We start from the raw sequence: 7,484 nt of genomic DNA, 5'->3' as shown, positions 1-7,484 counted from the left end.
ACCACATCCACCAACGACACCGGATCCCCGACAGACCCCACCGGGCGATCCAACGTCACGCTGTCCGGCGTATCACCGAGGTAGGCGAAGTCCGCGGGATCGAATCCCATCGACGCGAAGGTTTCCGGGTCGATGTCGTCCACGGACGGTCGATCACCCGATCCCTCCCCTTGTTCGGGCCATCGCAACGGCGACGGAGTCGTGAAGACCGGCTGTGCGGGGAAAAGCGTCGACTCTTCCCAGGGTGCGGTTCTCGCGTTCTCCCACGCCGCACCCAGCCAGTCGTGGTCGATCGGGGGTTCACCCGCGTCCGACATGATCACGTCACCCGATTCGTCCACCGGGGTCACGGCCGTGCTTTCCGGCGAGTCCACCTCCACCACTTCTTCCGGGGCGTTCGACGCTTGTGCCGGGCGCGCCGCTGCCGGTGCTGTCGCCTCCGGCAGGACGTCGTCCACCGGCCCACCGGCCTCGCCCTGGACCGTCTCCCGAAGCGCGAAGCTGTGCTTGTGCGGGAGTTTCAGCGTCGGACGCCACTCCATCCGTACGTGCTCGCGCATGATCTGCTCGACCGGAGGCACGCCGGACCGTCGTCCACGAGCGTTCCAAAGCTCCGTCAGCACTTTCGAAGTCAACTCTTCGAACGCCTTCAGCCGCTCTGCAGCGACTGCTTGAGAACCGGTGAGGTCGAAGAACAAGCTCGGTCGCTCGGCAGCCGCGGCCGCGAACCGACCGAAGAAACCCTCCAGTGCCCAGGTGAGCCGCCGCTCTACGGCCACCGGTAGCTGTGTACGGGAGCTCAGGAAGGAATCTATGAGTGCGCGTGCTTGACGGTAGTGCTCCGGTATTCGTCCCGGCGTGCCCTGGGACCGCACGGAGACCAGGCCGTCATAACCGCCGGCGTCTTTGGCCCACGACCAGGTGAAGGTGAAGTTCTGTGCCGCGGCCGGGGACATCCCTCCTTCCCGCATCCCCTCCTGCACCAAGCCGAGGAGGTACTCCCGCACCTTCGTCTGAAGGGACGTGTCACCCGAGCCTCGCTGCAGCCGTACCGTGAATCGCACGTCCGGGAGTTCCACGTCCGGTTCCTGGCCGACGATCTTCTCGCCCAGCCAGGTGCCGAACGTCCTGAACTTCCATTCGTCGCCCGTAAAGAGCTGGGCACCTTCTTCGTTCACCGTGTGGAAGAGACCGGTGATTCCTGATCTCGTGGTGTCCACCACCGGATTCGACTCGGACCAGTACAGTTGCGGTTCCGGGTCGGCAGGCGTCAGGTCCAGGGGGTGGTCCGGCCCCTCGATGTCCAGCCGCAGGGCCGGGGCCCCGGTGGCCGTGACGACGCGCCGCACCCCGATGTGGTCCTCGATGAACTGCCTGATCTGTTCTTCCGACGCCGAAGGAAGCGCGGCCCGCACCGCCTCGTTCACCGCCGTGGTCACCGGCCGCTCAAGGGCCACGACATCGCGTTTCGTCGAACGCAGCTCGAGGACGAGCCGTACCCGTTGTGCGGCATCGGTGCTGTCCCGCACACGCTGGGCGAGCCCCTCCACCATCCACTCCAGCCGACGACGAGAAGCACGAGGAAGCTCGGCGCCGAGGGACGAGAAAGTCAGATCGAGATTTCTCGCCGCCTGATAGCTGAGCCGGGATCGGTTCGGTGACCGGTACACCACGAGCCCGGCACTGGGCGGTTCACCTTCATTCACCTCGACTTCGAGGGGGCCGACGGTGCCCCCGTCCGGCAAGGCCGCCCGCAACCGCGTCTTCACCAGCTCGATCAACGCCGGCCCGTGCTCCCGCCACCGCGCCGCGGTGTCCGTCACCGTCAACTTGACGTCCAGTGGCTCCAGGTTGTGCCGTTCCAGTTCCACGCTGTTCCGTGCGATCTGAGCCGCGAACCCATCCAACGACGTTTCATCCCAGTGCGACAATCGCGAGGGATGAGTCGTCGTCAGGCCGGCTTGCCACACCGCGACCACCCCTGGAGCCGCCCCGGCGTGGTCATCGGTCATCGGAGGCCGCGACGGGACGTCCACGACGGCGGGCAGCGGGATCAGCGAGGCGGCCAGCTCGGTTTCGACCGGTGTTGCGTCCATCGGGTGTTCGGGGGCTTCGATCTCCAAAAGCAGTACCGGTTTCCGCTCCGAGTGGCGCTGCCGGAAGCCGATGTGGTCCTCGATGAACTGCTTGACCTGGGCTTCGGAGGCGGCCGGCAACGCCGACCGCACGGCCGCGGTCACCTGGGCCGCGACCACCTCCGCCCGCAGCGTGCCCATCATCGGCGGCGTACGCAGTTCGAGAATCAGCTGTGGCCGCTCGTTCGGATCGGTGTTGTCCCGTATCCGCTCGACCAGCCCCTCCACCATCCACCCCAGCCGACGGCGGGAAGCCTGCGAAAGCTCCGGATTACGGGGGAGGAAGGGCAAGATGAGCTTTTTCCCGGTCTGGTAGCTCCGCACGGACAGGTTCGGTGACCGGTGCACCGTGATCCCGGCACCCCGGGGCTTGTCCTTGCGGAGATCGTGCTCGAGGTGATCGAAAACCAGCCGCATCACCTCCGGGGCCACTCCGCGCTGCTCGAGCGCCGTCCGCAGCGCGTCCTCCAGCATCTCGAACAGCACCGCCGCCAACCGTTCCCGTCGATCGGGGGCGTCTGTCACATGCAGCCTGACGTCCAACGGCTCCCGCTGAGACAGGTTCAGGTCCCTGGAGTCCCTCGCGATGCGATCCGCCAGCTCGCGCAACGACGCCTGATCTTCCGGTGACAAGCGCGGCGGATCCGTCTCCACCGCGGCGAACCAGCTGTGGTCGGCGACGGGATCCAGTCCGGCCCGGGCCCCTGGCATCGGAGGCCACGACGAGGTGCCCGCCGCGGGCGGCAAAGAGTACACCGCGCCGGCCGATACGACCGCCGCGTCAGTCCACTTGACCTGCAGCCGGGGCTGAGTCGGCAGCCTGTCCAGTGCATGTTCGGGACCTTGGATGTCCAGGTACAGCACCGCGTTCCGATCCGATGGCTCCGAACGGATCTCGATGTGGTTCTCGATGAACTGCTCGATCGTCTCCCGAGAGGCTCCTGGCAGGGCCTTTCGCACCGCCGCGTTCAGCTGGACCGTGACCTCACCCATCCGCGGTTCGGTCATCCTCGGCGAACTACGCAGATCGAGAACCAGCCGAGGCCGCTCACCCGGATCGGTGTTGTCCCGCACCCGCTCGGCCAGCCCCTCCACCATCCATCCCAGCCGCCGACGCGCGGCTTGCGAGAACTCGGCGGTACGCGGCAGGAAAGGTATCTGGAGGTCCCTGGCGGCCTGATAACTCCGCACCGTCCGGTTCGATGACCGGTGCACCGTGACCTCGAGACTGGGCGACGCGTCCGTCGTCACGGTGCTTTCCAGCCGGTCGAAGGAGAAGCGCGCCGCGTCCGCATCGATCCCCTGCGCACGCAGCGCACCCCGCAGCGCGTCTTCCAGTTTGGCGAACAGCTCCGGGCCGAACTGTCGTCGCCGCTCGGGCGTGTCGGTCAGGGTCATCCTGACATCCACCGGCTCACGGCCGGACCGCTCCAGTTCCACGGTGTTCAGCGCGATGCGACTCGCCAGCTCGCCCAGCGCGATGTCGTCTTCCGGGGACAACCGCGGTGTCTCGGTCGCGGAAAGTTCGGCCCGCCAGCCGACCAGCACGACAGCATCCCGCACACGAGCGATCGCCGCGGGGCGGATCGCGTTCCTGGCCGCGGGCAAGGGAATCAGCTCATCGGCGCGCGTTTCACCGACCGGAGTCTCCACGACAGGCGCGGGCTCCGTCACATCGATGAACAGAACCGGATTGTACTTATTGGAAGAAACCTGCCTGAACTCGATGCGATCGTCGATGAACGCCTTGACCCGCTCGTCGGAAGCACCCGGAAGCGCCGCACGCACCGCCTCGTTCACCTCGGCCGTGATCGTCCGCACCCGATCCTCGATCATCGAGTCCTTACTGCGGAGATCGAGAACCAGCCGGCTCTGATCATTGCTCTGCTCGGCGCGCCGCACCAGGCCATCCACCAGCCAACCCAGCCGGCGCCGGGAAGCCAGCGACAGCGCCGCGTTTCGTGGCAGAAAGGGCAGGTCGAGACTACGCGCGTTCCGATAAGACTCCTCGGACAGATCCGGAGACCGATGCACGGTGATCCCGACACCTTCGGGTTTACCCTTGGTGGCCCGGTGCGAAAGGTGATCCAAGTCGAGCCGCAGTACTTCCGGATCGACACCCCGGTCCCGTAACGCGGAACGCAGGGCTTCTTTCGTCAGGTCGAACAGGGTGTGGCCGTACTGAGGGCTTCGACCGTACTTCGTGGTCACATGCACCCTGACATCCCACGTCTCGTGTCCTGGCGTCGGAATTTTGCCGTCCCGGACGAGACGATCCGCCAGCTCGTCCAGTGCGCGCCGGTCCACAGCGGACAGCCGGGGTGGACCGGTCGCCGAAAGCACCGCGGACCAGCTGTATTCCGCCGGAGCGTCCAACCCGACCTTGTGCACGTTGAACTTCGTCCGAAGCACGGGGCCCTGGGCAGGGGGCAACGGGAACAGCCGGTCGGGTGGCTCGGGCGGCGGGAGCGGTCCGGGAGTCCCAGCGGGATTCGGTGCGGGCGGCTCGGTGATCCCGGGGGCCGGATCGGTCCACGACAACGCCGCCGGGTGTTCGGCCTGAGTCAGGTCCAGGGCATGGACCGGTCCCTCGACCTCCAGCGTCAGCACCGGATCCCCGGACGACGGCTCGTGCCGGAACTCGATGTGCTCTTCGACGAATCGTCCGATCCGCTCGTCCGAAGCCCACGGCAACGCGGCCCGCACCGCGGCTTCCACCTGGATGGTGACCGCGGTCGTCCGCATCGAGAGCATCTCCGGCGCGGAACCGAGCTGCAGGACCAGGCGAGGCCGCCGGCCCGGCTCGTCGCTGTCGTCCGCCCGCCGGGCGAACCCCTCGATCAACCACCCCAACCGCCGCCAGGAGGCCTGTGAGAACGCCACACTGTTCGGCAGAAAAGGCAGCGTCAGGTTCCTCGCGGCCCGGTACTCCCGTACCGGACGATTCGGTGAGCGGCGCACCGATACCTCCGCACTGGGCGCCTCACCGTCATGAGGACCGGTATCCAGACGATCGAAGGCGAACCACACCGCGTCCGCATCCACACCACGAGCCCGCAACGCGGCCCGCAGACGTTCCTCCAGCATCTCGAACACCGCCGCCCGGCGTTCCACGGTGTCGGTCACCCGCAGCCTGATGTCCAACGGCTCCCGTCCGGACCGCCCCAGCTCCACGGTGTTCCGCGCGATGCGCTCGACCAGCTCGTCCAGCGACGCCTCGTCCCTCGGTGACAGCCGCACCGGGCCGCTCATCGGCAACTCGGCCCGCCAGGACACCTCGGCGACGGGATCCGGCACGCCGACGACCGGCGAGGGTCGAAGAGCGGCTTGCACGACGGGCAACGGAATCGCGGCTTCGACCGGTGGAGCCACCGTCTCCCTCCGATCCACGGTGGACGCCCGCTCACCCTCGGCCGACCATGACAACTTCAGCTCGCGCGCACCTGAGACCCGGTCCAGTGGGTGTTCCGGCCCTTCGAGGTCGAGGAACAGGCCAGTCACCTTGTCCCCGCGAGCTCGCCGGAACTCGATGTGCTCTCCGATGAACCGGCTGATCTCCGCTTCGGGCGCTCCTCGCAGCACCGCCCGGACCGCGGCGTTCACCTCGTGCTCGATCACTTCCGCCTGCCGACGAAGCAGCGGCGCCGAAGCACGCAGATCGATGATCAGCCGGGGTCGGCGAACCGGATCGTCATTGTCCTTCACCCGCGTGGCGAGCCCCTCCAGCATCCACCCCAACCGCCGCCGTACCGCCACCGGTAACACCTGACCTCGCGGAGAAAGCGCCAGGTCGAGACTTCTCGCGGCTTGGTAACCCCACGCCGGCTGATTCGCCGAATGGTGCACGACTATCCCGACGCCACGCCTCTTCTCCCCGCGGTGGTCGTTCTCCAAGTGATCGAAGGCGAACGTCATCGCTCGCGGGGGGACGCCCCGCTGCGCGAGCCCGGTCCGCAGGTCGTTTTCCATCGTCGCGAAGAAGCCCGCCGCGTACATCGCTCGCTCTGCCACCGGAAGGTTCACTTCCAGCCTGATGTCCAGCGGCTCCCGTCCATTCAGCTCGAGCAGCTTGACGTTGCGGGCCAACACATCCAGGAAACCGTGCAGCGCGTTCCGGCCGGTTTCGGCCATGTTCGGCGGGACGGAATGTGTCACCGCGGCGAACCACATGGCCACCGGAGCGGCATCCGGTGCACGACCGCTCCCTTCGAACCAGATCGGGGCACCGGTGGCAGGGGGAAGCGGAACCACGCCACCCGCCGGGCCGACGGCCGAAGGGCCTGCCTCCGGCACCGCGGCTTGCGGCTCCGTCGCCTGCGCTTCATCACCCCAGGGCAACATCAACCGAGGCTCAGCGGGCGTCCTGTCCAAAGCATGCTGAGGGCCGGCGATATCGAGCGCGAGTATCGACGGGCGGCCCGGCCGTACGAGTACGCTCAACTCGATGTGCTTGTCGATGAACTGCCTGATCGCCTCCTCGGAGGCGCCCGACAATGCCATCCGCACCGCGTCGTTCACCTTGGCGATGACACCGCTCCTCCGCGTCTCCTCCATCGTGGGTGCCGTCACCAACCGCAGGGTGAGCACCGGTGGCACGCTCGGATCCTGATTGTCACCGACCCGTCGGACCAGGCCCTCCACCAGCCACCGCAACCGCCGGACCGCGGCACTCGGCAACACGTCGGCATGGTAGGCCTGCTCGATGACATTGGCTTGGTTGAACGGCAAGTTCAACTCACGCGTGGCCCGATAGGACTGCGCCGACCGGTTCGGTGACTCGACGATGGAGATGACGAGTTCCTTGCCCCGGGTAGGTCCTTGCAGGTGCCGGTCGAAGGTGATGCCCAGCCCACGCGCGCTCATTCCCTCCTTTCGGAGTGCGGCGCGCAATCTCTCCTCGAGTAACCAATGCTGGGCCTGCCCGTACGCTGCGTGCCGATTCACGGTGTCGTGTACATACAGCCGCACATCCGGCATTTCCCGATTCTGCGCGACGAGTACCTTGACGTTCGCCGCGAAGCGAGCCGCGAACGCCGACAGTTCCGCCTCCTGAGCCTCGGAAAGCTGCAACGGATTAGTGATCGAAATCCAGCCGCTCCAGGCGCTCACCACTCGTGGAATCTCCGGCCTGCTGATCCCTCGCGCGGGTTCCGGACCCGTGGCTTCAGGCAGCGGAATCAGCGCGGCTTCCGGCGTGGCGAGATCGACGAACCGGGCCGGCCGGCCACTGGCCACCTGGGATTCGGTATCGAGATACTCGACCCGCCCATCCTCGGACACCCGCGCCTGCCCGGAAGGACCCGTTACGTCGCCGTGGTAGTCCTTGTCCCGCAACAGCTTCCGCAAACC

General features: G+C 67.0%; 1 pseudogene. It reads right to left on the bottom strand.

The features are described from left to right. Window positions 1-6,998, bottom strand: a pseudogene (locus tag AVL48_RS39615) (hypothetical protein); the annotation flags it as partial. Between the last annotated feature and the right edge of the window lie 486 nt (window positions 6,999-7,484).

It is taken from the genome of Amycolatopsis regifaucium, assembly GCF_001613935.1.
Classification (GTDB): Bacteria; Actinomycetota; Actinomycetes; order Mycobacteriales; family Pseudonocardiaceae; genus Amycolatopsis; species Amycolatopsis regifaucium.
Note: the sequence above shows the minus strand (reverse complement) of the source record. Positions and strands in the feature narration are given on the sequence as shown.